Below are 24,866 nucleotides of genomic sequence, written 5' to 3' on the forward strand. Positions count from 1 at the left end.
GGAAAGGAGAGGATCCTATGAAGATCTCATCCCTCTCTCTCTCAAGCCCGGATGAATGGCCGCATGCCAAGCAACAATGCAGTGATTTCTTCCGGCGATACAGCAACGAGCAACTAACCCATGAAGATCATCAGTGTCTTGCAACGCTTTCCTACGATGAGCTGCTGAAACCTGGCACCTCCATTGTTGCGGCAACGGTTCGAAGCGATGTCGGCCATATACCGGTAGGGATTTGCTTTGCAGCGAACTATGGAGAAGATGCCTGTATGGTTGCTGTACACCCTCTATATCGTAATCGACGTATCGGATCTTCTCTGATCCGCTCGCTATTGATCCGATTTGGCCGACTGCGATGCGAAGTGGCTGCTGAGTATTCAGCCAGTTTGAAAATGTGCTTTCATGCAGGGCTGCAGGCCGTTGCACTCGAGCAAGGCCCGACAGGTAACCCTACATTCATCATGAGCACAGCCCTGCCCTCAAACCAATTCCGAAGTTCTTTAACAACTAGTGCTGACTCTATTCAAGAAGGTGAGCTTCCGTGTCAAAACCCGTCTTAGGCATTATGACGCTATACTTGGATGAACGGAGAAAACTGGAGGAACGGCATATCTACGAGCATATGATTAAGGAAGGGAAAGCGATGGGGCTGGACGTCTATGTCTTTACCCCCGCCGATGTAAACAACTCTCAAGGCTTGATCAATGCTATGGAGTACGATCCTGATAACCGGAGATGGAGCCGAAGATGGCGCTCGTTTCCCAATATGATCTTTGATCGATGCCGCATTCAAAAGAGTCCTCGCTTCCAACAGCTGTTAAAATTTCGTTCACGTTACCGACATTTGCTGTTTTTAAACAGACCTTTACGCAACAAATGGACGATTCATCAAATACTATCCACCAAAAAACGCTTCAGGCCCCATTTGCCGGTCACTCGAATTGTGACTAGCACAAGCGACATTCATCGGATGCTGGATAACCATCCTACTGTCTATTTTAAGCCGATCAACGGAACAGGCGGTCGTGGAATTCTGCGAATCACCAAGATTCCGGGCGTGGCGGGTACGTATGAAGTCCGGGGACGCAATCACAATCGAAGCATCATTAAACCGAAAAGAATGCCTTCAGGCCATCTGGCACAATATCTGTCAGCCTGGGGTCATAAAGATAGATACCTGGTACAAGAGGGAATACAGCTGGAGCTTCCCGATGGAAGAGTACATGATTATCGGATGCTCGTACAGAAAAACGGTTCCGGACAATGGAAAGTTACCGGATGTGTAGGACGCGTTGGCGCACAAAGAAGCGTTACATCCAACCTGCATGGCGGCGGGCGCGCAACCATGATGGATGAATTGCTGAGTAAATGGATCGAGGATCCGATACAATGCGCCAATATCCGAAAGGAAGCCGATGCCCTTGGGGTAGATATAGCCCAATTTCTTGACGGACAGTATGGTGGCTTATGCGAACTAGCTCTGGATCTGGCCATAGATAAAAAAGGGAGAGTTCTTCTCCTTGAGGTGAATCCCAAACCATCAAGGGAAGTTTTCTCACAAGTGGGCGATATAGCAGCCTACCGCGATTCCATGGTAAAACCGTTAGAATATGCCCTGTGGTTATACAATCAGAAAAAAAATACCAAGAATGCTTATGCCAAATCAACGAATACCGGTTTAGAATTATAGAAAACACAAAGGCTGTTTCCAAACGGGTCGATTGCTACCCTTCGGAAACAGCCTTTGTGACTCCTATCTATCTACTCGGCATGGTCTGGTCATAGTGCTTCAACAATTGTGAAAAAGATTGGATAATTACATCCGATCCTTTCAGCTCCTGTTTCCCTCCGAAACCTGCATATTGACAGCCAATGACCGTCTGGCCGTTCTCTTTACCTGCCTCCACGTCGGATGATCGGTCCCCTACCATCCAAGCGTCTTGGATATTATGCTGCTCCAGCAGCAAACGAACCAGATCCACCTTCGAAGCCGTCCCATGCTCCCCGGCACTGTAAATCCCTTCAAAAAGCGGCATGATCCCTCTCGCTTTGGCTATCCCTTTCACGTAATGCTCCAGCCCGTTACTGGCAATAAACAATCGAACGCCGCGTCGATGAAGCTCCTCCAGCGTTTCTTTTACCTCAGGATACAGAACTGCAGCTTCATTGTTCAATCCCTCAAGCTCCAGCAGCAGCAGCAGCTCGTCCGCACGGCGGTGTGCCGCGGGTGTCCCATTGGGAATGACTTTTTTCCAGATGTCATCAAGCAGCATCCCCAAACATCCAAGCATAAGTTCCTCATCCGGAGTTTCCCCCTCATAATGCCCCTCTTCACGCAAAATGTCGAATAATTGGTGATAAGCGGGCAACAGGAGGGTTTCCGTCTGAAACAGGGTTCCATCCATATCAAATATCATCGCTACCGGCTTGGTCAACGTTGCAGTGTTCTCCACTTGGGTTCTCCCTTCCCTTCGCTCCATATACGCTAATTATAGTCTAGTCTTCCCTCATCATATAGGAACGATATCACAACTGCAAACCCCGTTTGCCCGCAGCTATTGACAAATAATGTGTTTCCTTCCCAGGCTTGTCCACTTCAACTTGCATGCCTGGGCTGGAAACTTGCTTCCAATGTGGCCCCTTACATGAATATGACAGGCCCGGAATCCCATTTCATCCTGGCCTGTCATTGTATATTTCATTAAGCTCAATGAACGCTGTCCTATCTTAATATATCTTCTTCGTGGCGCGGTCATCCTTAATTATTTCTACGGCTTCACGGAAGCGGATGGAATGAATGATTTCTCGTTCCCGCAAAAATTTAAGACTGTCCTGCAAATCCACATCATCCGTCATGTCGATGAGCCATTGATATGTAGCGCGCGCTTTCTCTTCTGCCGCAATGTCCTCATACAAATCCGCAATCGGATCCCCTTTTGCTTGAATATATGTTGCAGTCCAAGGTACGCCGGCGGCATTCTCGTAATACAGTGCATTATCATGATTCGCATAGTGAGGGCCAAGGCCGGCAGCCTCCAATTCGGCGACGGTCGCATCTTTCGTCAATTTGTACACCATGGCAGCAATCATTTCAAGATGTGCCAATTCTTCTGTACCGATATCGTTCAGTAATCCGATGACCTTGTCTGGAATGGTGTACCGCTGATTCAAGTATCGGAGCGCAGCCGCGAGTTCCCCATCGGCACCTCCATATTGTTCCATCAAGAACCTTGCCATTCTGGGATCACATTTACTTACGCGTACAGGATACTGAAGCTTTTTTTCATATACCCACATGGGCTCCTCCGCCTCCTTGTTTTCGCTTTTCCTCCTCAGGGGGGCTGCATGCAAGTCGTAAACAAAGCAGCAGCCCGCTAGCCATCACAATTAAACCTGCCAAGGCCATGGACCTTGCGCCCATTCAAACGGATATTTGGAAAAAGCCCGGCCAAAATTTTGCAGCGGTCCATAACACTCTTGAAACTGCTTTGCGAGCACTGTCCGTTCCTGTGTCAGTTTGTTGAACTGCTCGATGCTTTTGAGATCATCCGGATGGGTATCCAAAAACAAATTCAGCTCCACCAGGACAAAATCCAATGCCTGAAGCTGCTCTAGCATTTCGTAATACTTCAGATCTCCAACCTGGGGTCTAGCTTCATTCACGGCCGATCACTCTCCTTTAAATTTTCGCGAGGTATACGGACTGTACAAGGATGGCCATAACGTTCCGTGTCTCAATGCTTCAGCAGGACTAAACTGTGGCAGGCCTGGGGGTTGAAATACGATATACTGGTTAATAGGGACTACATACGATCTGTATAGTTTGGGAGGGCAGGGGTCAAACGGCGAATGAAAGACTGGGTATACGCGTACCTCGGGATTCTCCTTCAAAGGTATTCCTCCTTATCATCGCTAACCATAGTTATCTAAGACTCTTCGTAACTAACATATGTCTTTCGCCCAGAAAGTGAACTTTAATTTTGACAAAAAAAACCCTTCCCCCAGAATTTTTTCCGGGAAAAGGGTTCTCTCCATTTTGTTTTAAAATTTGATTTTGATTTGAAACAAGCCTGCTTTCCGCATAGCAGAATAGATAATGACAACCAAAGGGCCGATAAAAAATCCGATCACGCCAACCAGCTTGAAGCCGACATACATGCTGACGAGCGCAGGCAAAGCACCAATTCCGACGGCATCTCCTATAACCTTCGGTTCCAGCACCCGGCGTATCACCGTAATCAGAATGAAGAGGATGATCAAACCAATCCCCGTAAAGATATCGCCTACCGCGAGCAGATAGATGGACCATGGCACCAATACGGAGCCAACGCCCAGAATCGGCAGGATATCGACAATCGTAACAAGCAGGGCAATCGCCAGCGGATAATTAATACCTAATACGAGCAAGCCCAGCAGCGTAATTACATACGTAAAGAGACTGAGAATCAGCTGTGCCCGCAGAAAGCCGAAGATCGACTTCTTCAGACTCAACAATACTTCGTTCACCTGTGACTGTGAAGTTTCATCGAACAGGGACAGCACTTTTTCCCGCATCGTATCAAGGCTGAAGGCAAACAGGTAAACCGCCACGCAGAATACGATGAACGTCACAAACAGGTTCGGAAGTACTTTGGCAAATGACAAAAAGGTTGAAGATACTGAATTGACAAACGAGCGGATATAGGAAGAAATATTCGACATGAATTCTGTAAGGCTGTCGGCAAGCCCAGGAGAAATGCCGTTCAGCATGTCCTGTGCTTGAATAATTGTATGCTGAAGAAATTCGTTGGCCCCTTCAAAATACTGCGGAGCCCGGCTCCAGTATTCAACCAGCTGATTAAATACCTGCAATCCGATCAAATACGCCAGAAGCAGCATTAGAAGAAGGAATAGCGTACTGGTCACAGTTGCAGCCGCAACGCGGTTCAACCGCAGTCTTTTCATTAAGAGTCGATTTAACGGCTCCAATGCAATAGCAACTACAATAGCCAACAAGAAGGGAGCTCCGACCGTAAACATTCCATACAACAACAGGAGCCCCAGACCGATAAATATCAGCTGCTTAATCGACATAACCCACTTCCTAACCGATAGAGTCTTGCAAGTTCTAGATGAGACGGCTCTCCAACTTGTAATGAATCTTAACGCGAGTTACACGTAAACGTGTAGATTCCTCTACTTCAAAGTCCACTCCGTCAAAGGTCGCCTTCTTGCCAATTGCAGGATTGCCTTCAAGCTCTTTGAATAGCCAGCCGCCGATGGAATCTACGTTATGTTCTTCAATCATTAAGCCAGTCAAATCATTCACTTCTTCAATGAGCATCCGCCCGTCCACCGAAAAGTACTCGTCATACACTTCTATCTCCGGTCGTTCATCCTCAAATTCATCATACAAGTCTCCAACAATCTCTTCAAGAATCTTCTCAGCTGTAAGTATGCCGGCGGTCCCGCCGTACTCGTCTACGACTAGCGCAAGCTGCTCATGCTTTGCCTGCATTTGCCGCAGCACACGACTGATCTCCGTCGATTCCGATACATCCATAATAGGTCTTACCAAGGAAGCCAGGTCACGCTGCTTCTCAGGATCGGCAAGCAAAAGATCCGTAATATGAATAAATCCAATGATGCGATCCTTATTGTCCGTGGCTACTGGATAACGGGAATGCTTTGTCTCACTTACAATCTGCAAATTCTCTTCCAAAGTAGAGTTGGTGAAGAGAACGTCCATATCCGTTCGCGGCAGCATGATTTCCCTGGCTCTCAAATCAGAGAAATCGAACAGGTTGTCCATCAATTTCATTTCATTCTCGTCAATTACCCCGCTCTTTGCACTCTCGCTCATCAGAATTCGAATTTCCTCCTCGGAATGGGCAGCTTCGGACTCATTCGCAGGCTCGATGCCGACCATCTTCAGAATACCGTTGGCAGAAGTGTTCAGCACCCAAATCACTGGCAGAAAAATACGATAGAACCAGAGAAGTGGAGCCGAAAGAAGCAGGGCTGTTCCTTCCGTCCGCTGGATGGCTAAAGATTTTGGTGCAAGCTCCCCTAATACAATATGCAGGAAGGTAATAATACAGAAGCCCACCGCAACCGAGATCGTGGTGATCAAGGCTTCATTCGTAATACCAAGACTATGCATGACCGGAGCCACCAGCAAATCGGATATCGCAGGTTCCCCGATCCAACCAAGACCCAGGGAAGTTAAGGTAATTCCGAGTTGAGTCGCAGATAAATAAGCATCCAGCTTCTGATTGACTTTAAGGGCAATGCCCGCCAGCCGATTCCCTTCGCTAACCAACTGGGTCAGCCGGGATTGACGCATTTTGACCAATGAAAATTCTGCTGCTACAAATACACCATTCAACAATACGAGTAGGAAAACCAAGAGCAAATTCAAAATCAGTTTCCCGACCTCAAATTCCTCTGCCATGATGACACGCCTTCTTTCCTAGGGTTCTAGTTTGTCTTTGCTTGTCTTGACTTAAAATCCACACCCCGGTAGTACATGTCGGCTACCAACAAATTCGGTCCACAGCAGCTCACTGCATCGCAGTGGCAATTGACCGTTTGATTTAACGGGTGTCCTGTTGACCATTTATCAAAAATATCGTCCAGTGTTTGTTCCTTAATATTACCAAAAGCCTCAATATCAGCAAAATCCGTTACATATACATCACCAGAAAATAAATTTACATTCACCCGGTTCCTTCCATCCGGATCATTCCGAACGGTAACGTTCGGTTCATGCCGCAGGCGGCGAATAATTTCCTGGTCTTGATCATCGGAGCTGCAGGCATAGAATGGCAGCGTTCCAAACAGCATCCACATATCCGGATCACGGACATCCAGCAGATGATGGATAGCGGTTTTCATATCCGCCAAGGATAACACCGGCAGAGCCGAAGCAAAGTTCGAAGCATACATCGGATGGACTTCATGACGTTTGCAGCCCATGTCTTTGATCAGCTTGTGTATGCCGCCCAATTTGGTATGTGTCCGGTAATTAATCATGGATTCGGCGGATATGTACATCCCTGCTGCGCTCAGCTTCTCCGAGTTGACCAGCATCGTATCATACATCTTGTATGCCGTCTCCCTAGAAACGGGACGTGCACTATTCGCAAACCCAACCTCATAGAAATCATCCCCGTTCAAATAATTGAAAGAGATGTGCATCACATCCAGGTAGGGCAGCATTTTCTCATATCGACTAATATCAAGCGTCAGATTGGAGTTGATCTGGGTACGGATTCCCCGCTCCTTGGCATACTTCAGAAGGGGAACAATGACATTGTCCACGGTCTTGCCTAAGAATGCCGGTTCACCGCCAGTCAGACTGATCGTCTGCAAGTGCTCAACCTCGTCCAGCCGTTTAAGCATCGTATCCAGGGGCAGCATCGGGGCTTCCTTCATGACCAGCATATCCCCAACAGCGCAATGCTCGCAGCGCATATTACATAGATGGGTCACGGTCATCTCCACACTGGTCAGCACATGGCGGCCATGCTCGCGCAAGGAGGTGATGGGATCCCACGGATCATAACTCGGCGAAATCTGCCTTACGGCTGCTGGGATTGGCTGTGCTGTATTACTCATATTTCACTCACCTTATTTCATTGAATTACCGAATCAAATAGTACAACTTAGTGTGAATGTACTCTACGGTTTTGGATTAAAGTCCATTATATGATTATAACATACCCAATCAGAAGGCTTTTGCTTGATTGGAATGAAAGTTCGGCCGTTTACTTCCCTTTTTCGGACCACTCTAAGGAAGATGTCTTATGCCTAGGAAACATCCAGCGGGGGCTCCACCAATTCGCTTTGCCCATGATTTTCATGAATGCAGGAACTAGCAGCACACGGATCACTGTGGCATCCAGCAGAATGGCGGCGGTCAGGCCTAACCCAATGGCTTTCATAACTTCATTGTCCGTAAATACGAAGGCTCCTACAACAACAGCTAGAATCAGAGCTGCGCTTGTAATCAGTCCCCCCGTACTCTCCAGCCCTTCGGCTGTACTGAATTCGTTATCTCCTGTCCGTACATAGTTCTCCATGATTCGCGAGAGCATCATTACTTCATAGTCCATCGATATACCGAATACGACACAAAATATGAGTATTGGCAGAAGGGCAAAGATAGATCCCGTAGAGGATACACCGAGCCAATCAGCGCCTATCCCCTCCTGGAATACCCACACCACGATCCCAAGCCCTGCCCCCAAGCTAAGCATGTTCATCGCACTCGCTTTTAATGGAAGCACGACCGAGCGAAACGCGAGGAGAAGGATGACATAGGTAACAACAAATACAAACACCAGGACTAGCGCAATATTTTGATGGATGGCATCTATAATATCAAGTTTATAAGCTGGGCTTCCCGTGACATAGGTAGTCAATTCCTTTGTATCCATCTTCCGCAGCTCCCTGACAAGCTCCGCGGTGAGTGCATGAGATTCCCCATATTCCGGAATTACAGCGACGGCGGCCACATTATTCTTGACGAAATGATGCCGCTCCAGCTGCTGCCGGATGTCATCACGGGACAAATAGTTGGTTACTTCCTGGACCGAGCCTCTGCCAATGCTCAAGTAGCTTTCCACCCTATTCACACCTGGCATTCCCCTGACTTCATCGGTATAAGCCTTCATCAGCTCGATAGACCTTATATTGTCATAGGAAGCTGGAAGCTCAACCGCCACGACGATGGAATTCAGTTCTCTTTCATCATAAGCCTGTGTGAGCAGGTCGTAGCCATATCGAGATTCATAGGTAGGCGGAAGCACTTCAGCTGCAGGGATAGCAATATTCATGTTTCGAACAGGAAAAATGGCCACCATGAGTAATCCGATGACAGCCAGAGAAATGGTTACGGGATGAGCCATCACAAATCTGGAGATCCTTCTCCACATGCCGGAGGATTGCCGTATCCGATGAGCCCGGTATTTGGCCGGAAATAATGGAAGTGTATCGATGTGCGTACCCAAAAGTCCCAATAAAGCGGGAAGAAGCGTATTGGCCGCAAGCACGGACAATAGCACGACGGTAATACCACCAATGCTAAAGGAACGGAAGATCGGCAGATCTATAAAATTCATCGCCACAAAACCTATCAACACAGCGGCTCCCGAGAATATGACAGCCTTACCGGAGGTAGCACATGTGACGGCCAGTGCCGTCCTGACATCCCCGCCGAATCTCTCCATTTCTTCTTTAAAACGGCTTACAACCAACAGGGCATAATCGATTCCTACAGCGAGCCCCAACATCGTGACGACATTTGGAAGGAAATTGCTGATCGAGCCATCAGCCAGCGCAACAAAATACAGAACACCCATCGTAACCACTACGCTGGTGACTCCTGCTATCAAGGGAAGAAGTGCAGCTGTCAATGTGCCGAATACGATGGCCAATATGAGCAGCGCTGCTGGAATGCCGATCATCTCCGCACGGATAATATCACTTTTGACGGCCTGGTTCATATCAGCAAATATGGCGGTATTACCGGTTATGTATGTATCCGCTCCCGTAATGTCGGGAACGGAGTCTCGTATTTCTTCAAATCGTTGCAAGGCTTGTGAGGCATCCAAGTTCAGCAATGCCGTCACCGACACGATATGGTCCTCACCTGTCTTATGAGCAGCCATATTCATATAAATGTCCCTGACATAGGGAAGGGCCCGGAACGGCTCCAATTCGGTCATGATTCGCCTCTGGGATGTGCCTGTGGTAAGATTCTCATCATCTTGGCTAATGATGACGATATCCAGCGATGCCGCCGACAACCCCAAACCCTCTTCCAGTTTCTCAACCCCCGCCTGGGAAGGGCTGTCCTTCGGGGTAAACCCATTATGCTGGAGTAGGGAAGGCAGCTTGAAGGCAAAGGGAATCAACCCGCAAAACAAAAGACACCAGGCCACAACAAAGGATTTACGGTGGCGATAAATGAACCGCCCCCATGAATGCAGCCATGTTGTATGGTCGTTACGTCTCACGAGTCAACCTCCTTATCATCAAGTATGTTCTTGGTTAGTGTGCCCGATGCCTGTAATCATGGTGGTCAGCGTTTGGGACAAATCCAATTCATGTGGTGCGGGGAGCGGAACGCCTTCGGCATCAGTTAATACACGTACAACAGGCCGATGCGGAACGTTCGCGTGAATTTTGGATACGACCCCACTTTCTCCTGTATGTAATTTCACAGTGATTCCAGGAGGATAGATCGCGACACGGTCTCGAAACGTGGCCAGGAATGACTGTTCAAACAGCTTTCCAGAACCTGCATACATGACCTCCACTGCCTCATGCGGCAATAAAGCAGGCTTGTACACTCGCTGTGTTGTCATGGCATCATAAGAATCGGTGATAGCGATCCATTTAGCATATTCGTGGATGTCAGGTCCCTTTAAAGCCCTGGGGTAGCCGCTGCCATCCAAGCGCTCATGATGGGATAGAGCACAATGAGCCGAAAGCAGCGGAATGTTGGGCTCATCCTTCAAAATCGCAAATCCGATCTCGGTATGCTTCTGAACCTCGCGGAATTCTTCATCATTCAAGCGGCCAGGATGCTGAAGAAGCTTCTGGGAGATCCGCGTCTTGCCTATATCATGAAGTAATGCCCCCAAGCCCAGAACCTTTAGCTCATCTCGGCTATAACCGTGAGCCACTCCGAGGACCGTGGTATAAATGCATACGTTAAGCGAATGACGATAAAGATTATAATCATTCGTATTCATCTCCGTCAGCAGTACCATACACTCATCGTGCTCCGAAATTTCATCCATAATCGATTCCATCATCCCGGAAAAAGTTTTGCCAAGATGATGGAAGCTACCCTTCAGAGCGGGCTGATTCTCCAGATTCTTAAAGCTCGTCCGAAGCGAGCGAAGCGCCTGCTGCTGGGTTTCTTCAGTCAACAACTCTGGAACGATAATATCGTCTGTCATCCGATCCTCAATATACACATACCCGATTTCTAAAGTGCCCAGTCGGCGGATAAGTCCTGCTGTCAGCTCCACTCCTTCGGCAAGCAGAATCAAGCCCTCGCTACTGTAAATTTTTTTACCAAGAACCATTCCCGGCCGCAACGCGTTGATAGGTATAAGACGCAAAATCCGTCACTTCCTCTGCTATTTTCAAACTTGTGTAGGATATAGCGTTCAATCTTCAGTGGAGTCCTATACGACGAAGCCGATTCCCTTCTTGTGACGACTGCTATTGCATGATAAACAACCAAAAAATGGCAGCGAGAACAAAACGGTAGATCGCAAAATGAGTAAGGCGAATCTTCTGTATAAGCTTCCTAAAGGCTAAGACGACAAAATAAGCAACTACAAATGAAACGATAAAACCAGTTAGAAACACACCGACCGTCTCTGAAGTAAAATATCGGTACGAGTCCAGCAATTCGTAACCGGACGCAGCACACATAATCGGAATGGCGATAATAAACGAAAAATCGGCCGATGCCTTGTAGCTTACGCCGCTAAGCATGCCACCGGAGATCGTGGATCCCGAACGGGAAAAGCCCGGCCATAAAACGGATATAATCTGATAGATGCCAATCTGAAGCGCCTGCTTATATGTCATATCGTCCAGTTCTTGAGAAGTCACTTGAACCTTGTGCTTATTGAACCATTCTGCAAATATCATAAAAATACCACCGGCAACGAGTGCAAACAATACAGTCTGGACATGGAACAGGCTTTTGATAAAATCCCTTGCATAATAAGCAACGAGCAGGGCTGGAGCGATGCCCAATAGGATATGAATGAGATTCAGCCTTTTGCGGGATTCCTTCTTATTCAATGGTTCGCTCCGGCTCCAGCCAAGCAGGTTCAGAATCCGATTCCAGTAAACGATCGCAATAGCCAGGATGGCGCCAAGCTGGATAACAATCTCAAACGTCTTCATCATGGGTGTCTGATCATCGTACCCAAGCACCTTGGTCGTCAAAATCATATGGCCTGTGGAAGACACCGGGATGAATTCCGTTAACCCTTCTACGATGCCAAGAATAATAGATGTGATAAAATCCATGTCTTACCCCTCCCTAACCTTTGTCCTTCTCATATGTATGCTCGGACAAAGCAAGTTAGTCGAGAAGGGGTTAGGATATCCAACGTGGAATCATGGATGCCTCAAGCGAACCGGGACGGGCAAGCTCGGTCCGCAGTAAATCTCTGATTAACTCAGGCAGCATATATACCGTATCCTTGCCTAAGGCCAACGTTTCATATCCTATCTTAAAGGTAAACATATCGAGAGTTCCCACTGTGTATTCCCGTTTCCGGTCCAGCGGTTGTCCCTTCAAGGAGATATCCGTTATTTTCTGATAGGGTTCTCCGTCCTTGTCATACCGAATCTTGCAGCCATCCACAGCCAGTCCGCCTAATATATATCCGCGGAAACCAAAGCCCAATATCTTCTTCCCGCTAAACTCTTCAAGAAGACTTTCTTCAAGCGCCTGGTAGATATGCTCTCCAAGCAATTTCACAACACAGGGATTAATTGGGGAAGGGCATAGGCTATGAAGCATTCCTGTACTAATTTCACCTTCCGGCAAAGGTCCAAGCAGCTGTCCTGAATTGATGATGGCAATCTCCGCACCTGTATGCTGCAGCACGGCCTGAGCTAGGAGGTTCGCAAAAGGTGACTCCTTCTCATAATTAATCGGCAGCTGACGGTCAATTACGGCCACCGCCTCCGATAATTTCTCCTTAGCCAGCTCATGGTGCTTCATAATCGCTTGCTCAACGAGCGGCTCCATCAAGCTTTTGTCCACGGGCAGCAAGCTGCCTTCTATACAGGTAAAGCGTTCATTCTCATGGTTCCTCTGCATGTCGAGACGACCCACATATTGTCCGAATTTGCCTGCCCCACACACCGTTGTCTGCCCGATGATCATCGGCTCCTCCAAAATATGATGAGTATGACCGCCAAGTATAACATCGATGCCGGCAATTTGTTCTGCTAATCTTTTATCCATCGTTAGACCTAAATGAGATAACACCACAATAATATCGCAGTGGTCCTGCAGCTCATGTACTTGTTCAGCAATGGCCTGCACTGGATCCCCAGCTTCCCAGCCTAACAATTGATAAAATCCTGCAAAAGCTGCAGTTGCACCAGTAAGTCCGATGCGTATGCCTTCCCGCTCAAGAATCACGTGCTTTTTCATCCAAGAAGGGGGATTGCCGCTCGTTATCTCATGAATGTTGCAGCAAACGATAGGGCACTGCAATCCAGCATATACATGTTCCAGTACATCATACGAGATGGTTAGCCCTTCATTATTACCGATCGTAATTGCGTCGTATCCTGTCAAATTCATGACATCGACGTTGGCTTGACCCATGGACCCTTCGGTTTCCATCGATGCCCGGTCCATATGGTCACCAATATCCAGCACGACCACCTTCTCACCGGCAGCTTCCTTTTCCCGGGAAATAAGTGCCGCCACGCTACTCATTGTGTCAAAATGGCTGTGTATATCGTTCGTGTACAATAGGGTCAGCTTCTGATTTGTCTCCCCTGTTACCACCTGGCGGCCCCCTCTCATAAGTCCGTTATACGGATAATTTCCGGTCTTACAAGCATAACATTTTAACAAGGAATATGGTATATTGCAGCCCACAAGAATTACGAAGTGATGCAGTATTCGACAGTCATTCTATACTGCTATTCCGGATTAACCGAACGATCGGAACGGCTTCCCTACATTCAACTTACCTGCTCTCCCACTTACGCTGGAGAATTAAGTCGCTTCTTAGCAAAGCTTATCCGCATACCTCCCCCAGATTGCCCACCGTTTTCGTGACGGTCAATCAAAACTATGCACTTTCTGCTCGCCTTATTCAGCACGGTGACGAGGTTGCACTTTTTCCACCTGTGTCCGGTGACTATCTGACGGCCATGCAAAACTCCCGCCTTCTGCCAGCCTTGCATTAAACAATTGAAACGTATCTTCCGATATAGAACAAGAGGGTATAGGACGATAGAACGGAGTTTGAAGGACAAGAAGCAGGTTCCTGAGATCCAACTGATAGGCTATAAGACGCAATTTCACATTGTAAAACCATAATTTTCTTGCTAAGATAGTTTTGATCTTTTACTTCAGTATTTTGCCTTATTCTATCTCGCATATTCCATAACATCTATATTGACGAATACATATTGATCTGATTATGCATCAATTATTCGCCAATTGGTTTAAAAGAATTTTATGCAAAATGCTCACTTTTATAAGGGCAAGAGGTGCAATGATTTGAGAGTACATGTCACAGACCTGATACCCGGAGATCAAATACAGCACGATGCTTACAACGATAAGGGCGTTCATGTTCTACAGGAAGGGGCAACACTTCGTTTAGAGGACATATCCAAGCTTGGCCAGCATGGAATCGATTACGTAGAAATAAAACCGCGGACATTGTCATTATCCCTTGATCCTTTATCTGAAATCTCAGATTCATTCAACAAGGTGAAGCCACAATTCAATCTTGCATTTGATGGGTGTTCTACCTTATTCACAGAAGCTTCCCAAACGGGTAAATTCAATCAATCGGTTGTTGACGATGTCTTCAAACCACTGGTTGGCTCTTTGGATGTTCATACGGATGTTGTATCCCTGCTTCTGCTTTTTAATGGGAAAGACGATTATACATACAGACACTCCATTCAAGTCGGGATGTTATCGTATTATATCGCCGATTGGATGGGCTACTCCAAGAAAGAAGCCTATGAAATTGGCAAAGCCGGTTATCTCCATGACATCGGCAAGAGTAAGATTTCCAGAGATATACTTGATAAGCCTGACAAACTGACAAGCGAGGAATTTGAGCAAGTGAAGCTGCATACCGTCTACGGGTATGAGATGATCTCTGCTTCCATGAATGACAAGATTACCGCCATGGTTGCGCTGCAGCATCATGAACGGGATGACGGTTCCGGGTATCCGCGGGCGCTCGGGGAAGAACAAATCCATCCCTATGCTCATATTTGCGCTGTAGCCGATGTATACAGTGCGATGACTACGAATCGGGTTTACCAATCCAAACAGCAGCTCTTGACGGTTTTGCGGGAGCTATACAGCCTCAGCTTCGGGAAACTGAACGGCAAACCGACGCATGCGTTCATCCAGCAAATGCTGCCGAACTTTATCGGCAAGAAAGTCCTGCTGACAACAGGTGAATCCGGCATAATCGTCATGAACCATCCTTCCGATTATTTCCGTCCGCTAGTTAAAACCGATGATCGATTCATTGATCTTTCCAAAGAATATCATACCTCGATCCAAGAGATCCTTTTGTAGCGAGTAATCTGCTATTTTCATATAAACGTCGCAAACGACAATAATTCCTGTTACCTGTATGAGCAATTGACTTCATGCCAGGAATTTGTGAATCGTTAACATAACCGTCAGGCTTAATGCCGGCGGTTTTTTGTCATTTGCTTCCACCTCATAAATGTCTCCCAAATCTAAATAGCGGCCAATCATCCCAGAGGCATCGATGTATGGCCGCAATATATAACCTATGTATATTTCTGATTTAAATTGTCTTCGTATCGCCGTCTAACTTCACTTTTTTATAGATAATAAAAGCTATTGCAACAGCAAGAAGAGACATACTCACTCTGAACATATTGCTGTCATTTATACCTGCAGAAATATAGCCAATCTCCATAGCATATAGACCGCCATTCAAGATCGCGTGAATGATGATTGCCAATCCGCACAGCCATTTGAAACGATGTATTCTTGATGCCGTATAGTCCATGATAGATAGTCCAAACAATCCGATATTAGATACAAGCACTATAACTACCGACAATAGAATTTGATTCGTTGAATATCCAATGGCTATAATGCTGGATATATCGAAAATCAAATGTAATCCGCTTCTTCCCACTCCAAACAACAAGGGGGTTTTCCAGCCCTTCCACGTTTTTAAATGGCGGCTAAAAACATAATAATAGCCTGCTTCTTCACAGATTCCCTGTATCAGTCCTACAAATATGCATAAAATTAAAGGAGTTGCATATAAGAATTGACTTACTGGCCAATCGACCAAAAGAAACAAAGCTTGAATTCCGTTTGACAAAACCAACCCGAAAATGATCAACGAAATTATGCCAAGCAGTATTGGATACCACTTTTTATGCTTCACTTCCTATCAAATCAGACACTTCATTTCATCAAAAAAACCCGCCACACTCATGTGGCGGGTTCATAATAATGCTTAGCCGATAGAACCTTCCATTTCGAACTTGATCAGTCGGTTCATCTCAACCGCATATTCCATCGGAAGTTCTTTGGTGAACGGCTCGATAAAGCCCATAACGATCATTTGCGTAGCTTCGGCTGCGCTAAGTCCACGGCTCATGAGGTAGAACAATTGTTCCTCGGATACCTTGGATACGGTCGCCTCATGCTCCAACGTAATATTATCGTTCTTGATTTCGTTATAAGGAATCGTATCGGACGTTGATTCATTGTCGAGGATGAGCGTATCACACTGGATGTTGGCTTTTGCGCCCTCTGCATTGCGGCCAAAGGAAGCAAGTCCCCGGTATGTTACTTTACCACCGTGCTTACTGATGGATTTGGATACGATCGTAGACGTAGTGTCCGGTGCCAGATGGAGCATCTTCGCACCTGCATCCTGGTGCTGGCCTTTACCTGCTACCGCGATGGAGAGTACGGAACCTTTAGCACCGCGACCCTTCAGAACAACGGCAGGGTATTTCATCGTCAGCTTAGAGCCGATGTTGCCATCCACCCATTCCATCGTGGCGTTCTCTTCAGCAACCGCACGCTTCGTAACCAGGTTGTAGATGTTTGGTGCCCAGTTCTGGATCGTTGTATAACGAACGCGAGCATTCTTCTTACAGATGATCTCAACTACCGCACTATGAAGCGAGTTCGTGCTGTAGATTGGAGCTGTACAGCCTTCTACGTAATGTACGAAGCTGTCCTCGTCCGCAATGATCAATGTACGTTCGAACTGACCCATGTTCTCGGAGTTGATACGGAAATACGCCTGCAGCGGAATTTCACATTTTACACCTTTTGGAACATAGATAAAGCTTCCGCCAGACCATACGGCACTGTTCAGCGCAGCAAACTTATTATCAGCTGGAGGAACGACCGTCGCAAAGTATTCTCTCAGGATTTCCGGATGCTCTCTAAGAGCCGTATCGGTATCCATGAAGATAACGCCTTGATCCTCAAGATCCTTCTGCATGTTATGGTAAACGACTTCGGACTCGTACTGTGCGGATACGCCCGCCAGGAACTTCTGCTCTGCTTCCGGAATACCCAATTTATCGAAGGTTTCCTTAATCTCGGCAGGTACTTCCTCCCAAGTCTTGCCTTGTTTCTCGGATGGTCTTACATAGTACTGGATATCATTGAAATCCAGATCATCGAGGTCGCCGCCCCAGCGAGGCATTGGCATTTTCTCGAACTGCTCCAGAGATTTCAAACGGAATTCCAGCATCCACTCAGGTTCATTCTTAATCTTGGATATTTCCATCACGACTTCACGCGTCAAACCTTTGCCGGTCTGAAAAATAGCTTTGTGCTCGTCACGGAAACCGTATTTATACTCTTCCATTTCTGGTGCCTTTTTAGCCATTTAACTTACCTCCCTATCGATCTATTCATTACTTTGCGTCTATTCCTTTTCGGAGTGCGTTCCACGCAAGTGTTGCACACTTAATGCGGGCAGGAAACTTGTTAACACCGGATAGGGCTTCAATATCCTCGTACTCTTCAAATTCTACATCCTCGCCTTGCATAAGAGAGGAGAAACGGTTTGCCAGACTGATGGCTTCATCCAGCGTTTTTCCCTTCACTGCGTCTGTCATCATCGATGCGGAAGACATGCTGATGGAACAGCCTTCCCCCGTATATTTAGCATCGGCTACAACGCCGTTCTCTACCTTAAGCTGCAAGGAAATTCGGTCTCCGCAAGTCGGATTGTTCAAATCGATCGTGACTGCATCAGCTTCAAACTTTCCTCGGTTGCGGGGATTCTTATAGTGATCCATAATGACACGTCTGTACAAATCGTCAAGTTGCATCGCCAAAATACTCCTTTGTCTGGATTAAGGCGCTAACTAATCGATCAACGTCCTCTTCTGTATTATACAGATAAAAGCTCGCACGTGCCGTGGAAGATACTTTTAACCAACGCATAAGCGGTTGACAACAATGATGTCCTGCGCGAATCGCAATACCTTGGGCATCGAGCACGGTCGCGACATCATGCGGATGAACGTCACCTAAATTGAATGTGACAAGCCCCACCTTGCGCTCCCGAGGACCATAAATGGTTATGCCTTCGATCTCTGACATACGGTTCATGGCGTAAGCTGCCAGCTGCGTCTCATGCTGTTCGATGGCGTCCATCCCGATTTCCTCCAGGAAATCGATCGCTGCGCCAAGCCCGACAGCTCCTGCGATGATAGGCGTTCCGCCCTCAAACTTCCAAGGCAGCTCTTTCCAGTTGGATTCGTACAGTCCAACATCATTAATCATCTCTCCGCCGAACTCGATCGGCTCCATTGATTCCAGCAGCGCCTTCTTGCCGTATAATGCGCCGATTCCTGTTGGAGCACACATCTTATGGCCGGACAAAGCGTAGAAATCGCAATCCAGGTCTTGAACATCGACTTTCATATGCGGCGTACTTTGCGCTCCGTCAACCACAATGACAGCACCGTGGCGATGCGCAATATCCGCAATTTCTTTCACGGGATGCACAACACCCATCACGTTGGACACATATGCGATAGCTACAACCTTCGTCCGTTCTGTAACCAGTTGTTCTACATCCTCGACACGGATCGTGCCGTCAGGCTGCAGAGGTATATATTTCAGCGTAGCGCCGGTGGCCAAAGCCGCCTGCTGCCACGGAATGAGATTGCTGTGATGCTCCATTTCCGTAAGGACGATTTCATCCCCGGGCCCGCAAACCGAGCGGGCATAGGATGAGGCGACCAAATTCAAGGCCGTCGTCGTTCCCCGGGTAAAAATAATTTGTTCCGAACTCTCGGCATTAATGAATCGAGCAACTTTCTCCCTGGCTCCTTCATAAGCATCGGTAGCACGGCTCCCGAGTGTATGAACCCCGCGGTGAACATTGGAGTTTTCCCACTCATAATACCGCTTGATCGCATCTATGACCACCTGCGGCTTCTGAGATGTCGCGGCATTATCGAGGTATACCAGCGGATGTCCGTTGATCTCCTGGTGAAGAATGGGAAATTGCTCACGGACAGAGGCGATCATTGCCCCAGCTTCCTTTCAACGAGCCCTTGCAGTTGGTCGCGCAGTCCCTCAAGCGGAATTTCGCTGACAACCGGAGCCAAGAAACCGTAAATAACCAAGGATTCCGCAACGCTGCGGGAAATCCCCCGGGACATCAGATAGTAAATTTGCTCTTGATTCACTTGTCCCACGGACGCCGCGTGTCCAGCCGTTACGTCATCCTCATCAATCAACAGAATTGGATTCGCGTCTCCGCGGGCTTTCGGGCTGAGCATCAGAACACGTTCGGTCTGTTGACCGTCTGCTTTGGTTGCGCCCTTCTCAATCTTGGTGATTCCGTTGATAATGGCCTGTGCCTCTTCACGCATAACCGCACGCGTAATCATCTGGGAAGCGGAACTCTTACCATAATGCTTCGCTTGCGTTGTGTAGTTGATCTTCTGAGATCCGGAACCTACCGCAATGACTTTCGCATCAGATGTCGAACCGTTACCCTTCAGTATACTCATGGTATCGCTCGCTGTATCGCCATCGTTCATCTCACCAACGATCCATTCGATCGAAGCATCGTTGTCGAGCACCGCACGGCGGAACGTAACATCCGTTGCTTCTGCGGTCAACTGGTGAACGGAAGCATAACGAACTTTCGCACCATTTTTGGCAAAGATCTCTACCGCTCCGTTATGGGTTACCGGCGCAGACAGAGAATCCGATACATAGTTGTCTACGTATGTGATTTGGCTGTTAGCTTCGGCTACAATCAGCACGTGCGGAGCGAATGTCGCTTCGGCATCATCAGTCAGCATAACCGCTTGAAGCGGAACATCAACCTCAACATTCTTAGGAACATAAAGAAACACTCCGCCGTTCCATACTACAGCGTGGAGAGCAGCCAGCGCGTGCTCGTCATTCTTAAGCGCTTGATGCAGGTAAGGTTTAACCAAGTCCTCATGCTTTCTCACCGCTGTTTCCAAATCCGTGAAAATCACGCCTTTGGCAGCAAGTTCCGAAGCCAGACTTGTATATACCGTTCCGGAGTTACGCTGAATTACCAGTCCGCCTTCTCTCGAACCTTCGACAAGCTGTGCTGCCCGCTCAGGCAGTTCATCGAGGGAAGCAAGTTTCTTGCTTTCTTTATATTCACCGTAGCTTTGGATGTTCCAACGCTCGATGCGTTGTTTCTCCAGCTTCGGCAATTCCAATTGGCCGGCAAGTTCCAAAGAAGCCAAGCGGCTGTCTGTCAGCCAAGTTGGTTCCTGTCTACTCTCGGACAAAGCCTTCAAAGCCTCAGCGTTGACCGGAAGTATGGTTTGTGTAGTCATATCGTTTCCTCCTCCCGTCAATTTACGCGTCTTGACCTACAGTTTCATCCGTAATGCCCAGCTCTTCCTTAATCCAGTCATAACCTTCTGCTTCCAAACGCTCAGCCAGTTCCGGTCCGCCGGATTTCACGATACGTCCTTGCATCATAACATGCACAAAATCTGGAGTAATATAGTTAAGCAAACGCTGGTAGTGGGTAATAATCAAGAAACCGCGTTCTTCGGATTTCATCGTATTCACACCGTCTGCTACAATTCTTAATGCATCGATATCAAGACCGGAGTCTACTTCGTCAAGAATGACGAGTTTTGGATCCAGCAGCATCATCTGCAGGATTTCGTTACGCTTCTTCTCACCACCGGAGAAGCCTTCGTTCAGGTAACGGTGCGCGAACTCGGGATTCATCTCAAGTTCTTTCATTTTGCCTTCCATTTGACGAATAAACTTAATCAACGAAATTTCATTGCCTTCACCGCGACGAGCGTTGATAGCACTGCGCAGGAAGTCGGAATTCGTTACACCAGCGATTTCACTTGGATATTGCATGGCCAGGAACATACCTGCGCGCGCACGCTCATCCACTTCCATCTCCAGCACGTCTTCATCGTTAAGCAAAACTTTACCATCTGTCACTTCATATTTAGGATGACCCATCAACGCGGAAGCCAGCGTACTTTTACCTGTACCGTTCGGTCCCATGATGGCATGAACTTCTCCGCCTTTCACCTCAAGGTCGATTCCCTTAAGAATCTCCTTGCCTTCGATTGTTGCTTTCAATCCTTCAATGACAAACTTTGTTGACATATTAGATTCCCTCCGTTGAATAGGTAGTGTATTGTTGTCCTATATGATAACAGGTTTGACTCCCTGATTTCATAAATTAAAAAATAATTATTTGTTTATAATCATTCTAAACTGATTATCACTGATTCTCAAGCCATTTTATAATAAAATATGACGTATTTCAACCGGACAGGCTTTTTGAAGACACTATCAGACAGGTAGAGCTATCAAAAAACAGGCCTAGCCATTGAACGGCCAAGCCTGTTTCATACACGAGTTCATCCTTATATGTTTCACTCTTATCCAAGATAAGCGCGCAGCATCCACATATGTTTCTCAAGATCTGCCTTGAAGCCGGTAAACATATCCGCTGTAGGCATGTCTCCCGCTTTCTCAGCCATCTCAATGCCTTCGCCCATCTCCTCGGAAACGGTAGCAAAGTCTTCAATCAGCGCTTGAACCATACCGCGAGTATCTTCATTGCCGGAGGCCTCTTGCACGGTTGCAAGCTCCAGATACTCCTTCATCGTTGCAGCAGGTTTGCCTTTGATCGAGAGCAGACGCTCGGCAATTTCATCCATTTTAAGTGTAACTTCATTATACAGTTCTTCAAATTTCACATGAAGGGAGTAGAATTGTTCCCCGGTTACATACCAGTGATAGTTATGAATTTTGACATAAAGCACGTTGAGGTTTGCTACTTGCTGATTCAACAACTGCTCCAGGCTGGAGTTTTTGGTTTTTCCCGCAGCTTTGCCAGATGTAGTTTTTGCCATGATTAATCCCTTCCTTTTCTATATGAAATGCACCCTGTACTGCCTCCAAGGATATGCTGCACCAGCGGTGTAATCCCATTGTAACTGGAATCAACTGCTATTGCTATTCCTTCATTAATATATGAGTACATGCTGTGCTTGGGCGTCTATTTGTAGTTTACCCTCACAAGTACGAAGCGAATCAAGTTCATTAAACTTGTCTTTCACCCAAAAAATGATACAAAATTTACGAAAAAACGTTATACTAGATAATACCAAGCAAAAACGTTGGCTTTTTTCTTTTATATTATTTGGGGGTGACTAAACATGTCTACATATCATCCGCTGAACGCGGAGAAGGCGATACAATTAGCCAAGAGCTTACCAGGCCGTTTTCCGGACCATACTGAGCTTGAATGCCATGAAATCGGGGATGGCAATCTCAATCTGGTGTTTCATGTCACCGCCAAAAACACGAACGATAGTATCATTATCAAACAAGCGGTTCCTTATGCAAAAGTCGTTGGTGAATCCTGGCCGCTTTCTTTGGAACGTGCACGTATTGAACGCCAGGCACTGGAAATGGAATATTCGCTCTGCCCGGATCTTGTTCCCGCAGTATACGGATATTCGGATGAGCTCGCTTATACCATCATGGAGGATCTGAGCGAGTATACCATCATGCGCAAAGGCTTAATTGAAGGAAACGCTTATCCTAAGTTCGCTGAGCATATTGGTCTATTCCTGGCCAGAACCTTGTTTTACACTTCAGATTTGGGGATGAACCAGCAAGAGAAGAAAATACTTGCCGGCCGCTTTGTGAATCCGGATTTATGCAAAATCACAGAAGACCTCATCTTCGAAGACCCTTACCGAGAATCAGCTAATAACAATTATGAGCTGAGCATCGCCGATGAAGCGGAAGCCCTACGCGCCGACCTGCCCCTTCACTTCGAGGTGGCGCTGCTTCGTGAAAAGTTTCTAACCCACGCGCAAGCTCTGCTGCATGGGGATCTGCATACGGGCAGCGTCTTTGTCACATCGGAATCCACCAAGGTGATCGATCCGGAATTCGCTTTCTTTGGTCCGATGGGCTTCGATATCGGCGCTGTAATCGGCAATATTCTGCTCAACTATGCAGCACAACCGGGATGGAGTCAGGATGAGCATGCGCTGGCGGCACGTGAAGCCAGACTCCTTGAGATGGCGAGCGATGTGTGGACCCACTTCGAGAGCAACTTCCGCAAGCTCTGGAATGAAGATCTCCTGGATGAAATGTCTCGAACGCCGGGCTATCAGGATTATTATGTATCGCAGATTTTGAAGGATACCGCCGGGTATGCCGGTTGTAAAATGATCCGCCGCATAGTAGGATTGTCCCATGTAGCGGACATTGACACGATCACGGATGATAACGCCAGAGAAACGGCTCAGCGCAAAGCGCTTGCCATCGGTAAACAGCTCGTGCGCCATCACCGAAGCATCAAATCCTTTGAGGATATTTTGACACTAATCACACAAGCAACTAAAGGAAATGAGGTATCCATATGAGCGGTATGACTTCCGGCAATGCTAACACTTATGCACCGCTAAGTTCGGTTTATTGGGAAGGAGATCATCTGGTTCTGCTGGACCAGCGTTTGCTTCCGGAAGAAATTGTTTATCTTCAGCTTTCTACACCCGAAGAAGTATGGGAAGGCATTCACTCCATGAAGGTCCGCGGAGCACCAGCGATTGGAATCGCGGCAGCATTCGGCGCTGTGCTTGGCGGCATGCAGTACGAAAGTGTCGACAGCAAGGGCTGGCTTGAGCAAGTTGTAAAAACCTGCGCTTATCTGGCTACTTCCAGACCGACAGCCGTCAATCTGTTCTGGGCCCTGGACCGGATAAAGCTTGCTGCTGAACAACTCGCAGCTTCAAACCTTGAGGCAGCCGGACTAAATGCAGCTCTGCTGGCAGAAGCAGAGGCAATCCGGGCCGAGGACGAGGATGTGTGCCGCCGCATCGGTGAAAACGCACTCCCGTTCTTCGAGGATGGCATGGGCGTGCTTACCCACTGTAATGCGGGCGGACTGGCTACAGCCAAGTACGGCACGGCATTGGCACCGATGTATCTAGCTCATGAGCAGGGCCTGAACATTAAGGTATTCGCAGACGAAACCAGACCGGTACTCCAAGGTGCCCGCTTAACCGCTTTTGAACTCCAGCAGGCCGGTATTGACGTTACGCTTCTCGCTGACAACATGGCTGCTATGGTCATGTCCAAAGGATGGATCCAGGCGGTCATCGTCGGTACCGATCGCGTAGCCGCAAATGGCGATGTTGCCAACAAAATTGGGACATACGGGGTAGCCGTTTTGGCTAAAGCTCACGGCATTCCTTTTTACGTTGCGTGCCCGCTGTCGACGATTGATCTGAATACGGCGTCAGGAGCCGATATCCCGATTGAGGAGCGCCCTGGCGAAGAGATCACGGAAGGTTTCGGAAAACGTACGGCACCGCAAGGCATCAAAGTGTACAATCCTGCCTTTGACATCACCCCGAATGAATATGTGACTGCGATCATTACGGAAAAAGGCGTCGTGAAAGCACCTTATCACGAGAGCTTGAAAAGCCTGTTTGAATAGCAGCCCTGATATGAATAAGCCTTGACACCAAAGACGGACAGCCGATTAACAACCGATTGTCCGTTTTTTGGTGAATGTTTTGTAGTGCATCCATTGTGT

General features: G+C 47.5%; 24 protein-coding genes. 6 read left to right on the forward strand and 18 right to left on the reverse strand.

From position 1 onward, the window contains the following. Positions 1-17 precede the first annotated feature (17 nt). Together AM231_RS17745 and AM231_RS17750 are read left to right on the forward strand one after the other, a co-directional pair. Positions 18-557, forward strand: coding sequence for an N-acetyltransferase (locus tag AM231_RS17745; protein WP_054403859.1), 540 nt, complete (start codon positions 18-20; stop codon positions 555-557). Continuing rightward, positions 539-1,687 (forward strand): YheC/YheD family endospore coat-associated protein, encoded by a 1,149-nt coding sequence (locus AM231_RS17750; RefSeq protein ID WP_054403860.1) that lies wholly within the window; start codon positions 539-541, stop codon positions 1,685-1,687. Before AM231_RS17745 ends, AM231_RS17750 begins: the two co-directional genes overlap by 19 nt. 67 nt (positions 1,688-1,754) lie before the next feature. On the opposite strand, the gene AM231_RS17755 is transcribed toward AM231_RS17750, so the two are convergent. The 11 genes from AM231_RS17755 to AM231_RS17800 form a co-directional block, all read right to left on the reverse strand. Next, positions 1,755-2,450 (reverse strand): HAD family hydrolase, encoded by a 696-nt coding sequence (locus AM231_RS17755; RefSeq protein WP_054403861.1) that lies wholly within the window; start codon positions 2,448-2,450, stop codon positions 1,755-1,757. Positions 2,451-2,724: 274 nt separating this feature from the next. Then, positions 2,725-3,294 (reverse strand): manganese catalase family protein, encoded by a 570-nt coding sequence (locus tag AM231_RS17760; RefSeq protein WP_053491982.1) that lies wholly within the window; start codon positions 3,292-3,294, stop codon positions 2,725-2,727. A 90-nt stretch (positions 3,295-3,384) separates the two neighbouring features. After that, on the reverse strand, positions 3,385-3,660 hold the full coding sequence (locus AM231_RS17765) for a spore coat protein CotJB (RefSeq protein ID WP_054403862.1): 276 nt from the start codon (positions 3,658-3,660) through the stop codon (positions 3,385-3,387). A 6-nt stretch (positions 3,661-3,666) separates the two neighbouring features. Further along, the gene (locus AM231_RS28335; protein WP_082341737.1) at positions 3,667-3,888 is read right to left on the reverse strand and encodes a spore coat associated protein CotJA; all 222 of its coding nucleotides are present in this window, start codon (positions 3,886-3,888) and stop codon (positions 3,667-3,669) included. Positions 3,889-4,038: 150 nt separating this feature from the next. After that, positions 4,039-5,070: a sporulation integral membrane protein YtvI gene (ytvI, locus tag AM231_RS17770; protein WP_054403863.1), complete on the reverse strand. Its 1,032-nt coding sequence runs from the start codon at positions 5,068-5,070 to the stop codon at positions 4,039-4,041. Positions 5,071-5,104: 34 nt separating this feature from the next. Further along, a complete protein-coding gene (locus tag AM231_RS17775; protein ID WP_054403864.1) occupies positions 5,105-6,430 on the reverse strand; it encodes a hemolysin family protein in 1,326 nt (441 codons plus the stop codon). A gap of 26 nt (positions 6,431-6,456) precedes the next feature. After that, positions 6,457-7,596 (reverse strand): radical SAM/CxCxxxxC motif protein YfkAB, encoded by a 1,140-nt coding sequence (yfkAB, locus tag AM231_RS17780; protein WP_054403865.1) that lies wholly within the window; start codon positions 7,594-7,596, stop codon positions 6,457-6,459. 149 nt (positions 7,597-7,745) lie between these two features. After that, positions 7,746-9,998, reverse strand: a complete 2,253-nt coding sequence (locus AM231_RS17785) for an MMPL family transporter (protein WP_054403866.1) — start codon at positions 9,996-9,998, stop codon at positions 7,746-7,748. Positions 9,999-10,016: 18 nt separating this feature from the next. Then, positions 10,017-11,114, reverse strand: coding sequence for an HD-GYP domain-containing protein (locus AM231_RS17790; RefSeq protein ID WP_053491976.1), 1,098 nt, complete (start codon positions 11,112-11,114; stop codon positions 10,017-10,019). A 103-nt stretch (positions 11,115-11,217) separates the two neighbouring features. After that, positions 11,218-12,042, reverse strand: coding sequence for an undecaprenyl-diphosphate phosphatase (locus AM231_RS17795; protein ID WP_054403867.1), 825 nt, complete (start codon positions 12,040-12,042; stop codon positions 11,218-11,220). A gap of 70 nt (positions 12,043-12,112) precedes the next feature. Continuing rightward, the gene (locus AM231_RS17800) at positions 12,113-13,546 is read right to left on the reverse strand and encodes a bifunctional metallophosphatase/5'-nucleotidase (RefSeq protein WP_242615228.1); all 1,434 of its coding nucleotides are present in this window, start codon (positions 13,544-13,546) and stop codon (positions 12,113-12,115) included. 74 nt (positions 13,547-13,620) lie between these two features. On the opposite strand from AM231_RS17800, the gene AM231_RS30540 reads away from it, so the two are divergent. Then, positions 13,621-13,953, forward strand: coding sequence for a MoaD/ThiS family protein (locus AM231_RS30540; RefSeq protein ID WP_082341738.1), 333 nt, complete (start codon positions 13,621-13,623; stop codon positions 13,951-13,953). Positions 13,954-14,269: 316 nt separating this feature from the next. Beyond that, positions 14,270-15,316 carry an HD-GYP domain-containing protein gene (locus tag AM231_RS17805; protein ID WP_054403869.1) on the forward strand — a complete coding sequence of 349 codons (1,047 nt, stop codon included), beginning with the start codon at positions 14,270-14,272 and terminating at the stop codon, positions 15,314-15,316. Positions 15,317-15,554: 238 nt separating this feature from the next. Here the strand turns inward: AM231_RS17805 and AM231_RS17810 are convergent, their stop codons facing one another. The 7 genes from AM231_RS17810 to AM231_RS17840 all read right to left on the reverse strand — a co-directional run bounded on the left by AM231_RS17810 (position 15,555) and on the right by AM231_RS17840 (position 22,161). Then, positions 15,555-16,172: a YhfC family glutamic-type intramembrane protease gene (locus AM231_RS17810; protein ID WP_082341739.1), complete on the reverse strand. Its 618-nt coding sequence runs from the start codon at positions 16,170-16,172 to the stop codon at positions 15,555-15,557. A 72-nt stretch (positions 16,173-16,244) separates the two neighbouring features. Next, positions 16,245-17,642 (reverse strand): Fe-S cluster assembly protein SufB, encoded by a 1,398-nt coding sequence (gene sufB / locus AM231_RS17815; RefSeq protein WP_054403871.1) that lies wholly within the window; start codon positions 17,640-17,642, stop codon positions 16,245-16,247. Positions 17,643-17,670: 28 nt separating this feature from the next. Continuing rightward, positions 17,671-18,090, reverse strand: a complete 420-nt coding sequence (gene sufU, locus AM231_RS17820) for a Fe-S cluster assembly sulfur transfer protein SufU (RefSeq protein ID WP_053491970.1) — start codon at positions 18,088-18,090, stop codon at positions 17,671-17,673. Then, positions 18,080-19,300: a cysteine desulfurase gene (locus AM231_RS17825; RefSeq protein WP_053491969.1), complete on the reverse strand. Its 1,221-nt coding sequence runs from the start codon at positions 19,298-19,300 to the stop codon at positions 18,080-18,082. Before AM231_RS17825 ends, sufU begins: the two co-directional genes overlap by 11 nt. After that, positions 19,297-20,601, reverse strand: a complete 1,305-nt coding sequence (gene sufD, locus AM231_RS17830) for a Fe-S cluster assembly protein SufD (protein WP_054403872.1) — start codon at positions 20,599-20,601, stop codon at positions 19,297-19,299. Before sufD ends, AM231_RS17825 begins: the two co-directional genes overlap by 4 nt. Positions 20,602-20,623: 22 nt before the next feature. Continuing rightward, on the reverse strand, positions 20,624-21,406 hold the full coding sequence (gene sufC, locus AM231_RS17835; RefSeq protein ID WP_053491967.1) for a Fe-S cluster assembly ATPase SufC: 783 nt from the start codon (positions 21,404-21,406) through the stop codon (positions 20,624-20,626). Between the two features lie 278 nt (positions 21,407-21,684). Further along, positions 21,685-22,161, reverse strand: a complete 477-nt coding sequence (locus AM231_RS17840) for a Dps family protein (protein ID WP_053491966.1) — start codon at positions 22,159-22,161, stop codon at positions 21,685-21,687. Positions 22,162-22,467: 306 nt separating this feature from the next. On the opposite strand from AM231_RS17840, the gene mtnK reads away from it, so the two are divergent. Further along, the gene (gene mtnK, locus AM231_RS17845) at positions 22,468-23,691 is read left to right on the forward strand and encodes an S-methyl-5-thioribose kinase (protein ID WP_054403873.1); all 1,224 of its coding nucleotides are present in this window, start codon (positions 22,468-22,470) and stop codon (positions 23,689-23,691) included. Continuing rightward, positions 23,688-24,767, forward strand: a complete 1,080-nt coding sequence (mtnA, locus tag AM231_RS17850; RefSeq protein ID WP_054403874.1) for an S-methyl-5-thioribose-1-phosphate isomerase — start codon at positions 23,688-23,690, stop codon at positions 24,765-24,767. The genes mtnK and mtnA overlap by 4 nt, the downstream gene beginning before the upstream one ends. The last annotated feature ends 99 nt before the right edge of the window (positions 24,768-24,866 follow it).

Source organism: Paenibacillus solani, assembly GCF_001277345.1.
Taxonomy (GTDB): domain Bacteria; phylum Bacillota; class Bacilli; order Paenibacillales; family Paenibacillaceae; genus Paenibacillus_AQ; species Paenibacillus_AQ solani.